This is a genomic window from Mesorhizobium sp. M7A.F.Ca.CA.002.04.1.1, assembly GCF_004022805.1.
Taxonomy (GTDB): Bacteria; Pseudomonadota; Alphaproteobacteria; order Rhizobiales; family Rhizobiaceae; genus Mesorhizobium; species Mesorhizobium ciceri.
Genome location: NZ_RZPL01001344.1, coordinates 1 through 404 on the forward strand (window position 1 = coordinate 1; position 404 = coordinate 404).

A 404-nucleotide genomic window follows, 5' to 3' on the forward strand; every position below is an offset into this window, starting at 1 on the left:
CCGGAGAATATTGATGCGGTTTTCGATGTTTCGGGAGCCGATCACAGGCAGGACTCCGCGGACCCTGCAATCCGCTTCGTCCGTTTCCGTCCCCCAAAGCTCGAACGCACGGCCGAAGGCGTCACGCTGTCGCTGCCGCATATCAGGCTCGACCGTGCCTTGCAGTTCCTGATCGGAGATCATCTGGCATGACCGCGCCCCGCAAGCCGGCGGCATTCCGCATCGAACCGGAAGCCCCACCGAGACAAGCGGCCCCTGAGCCGCGCAACATCCAGGCCGACACCCAGCGCAAACCCCGCGCGATGAAAACCCATGTCGCGATGGTCATTCCGGCGAAAGTCGATGTCTTCGACGAGCCCGACATCATTGCCGCGGAGCCGCCACCAGCCGTCGCCCCCAGGAAA

General features: G+C 63.9%; 1 protein-coding gene and 1 pseudogene. Both read left to right on the forward strand.

Going from position 1 to position 404, the window contains the following annotated elements:
• Positions 1 to 192, forward strand: a 192-nt coding sequence (locus tag ENZ75_RS34130) for a YcjX family protein (RefSeq protein WP_164888297.1), incomplete at its 5' end; no start/stop codon positions are given.
• Positions 189 to 404 (forward strand): annotated as a pseudogene (locus tag ENZ75_RS34135) (TIGR01620 family protein); the annotation flags it as partial. The gene ENZ75_RS34130 and the pseudogene ENZ75_RS34135, both read left to right, overlap by 4 nt.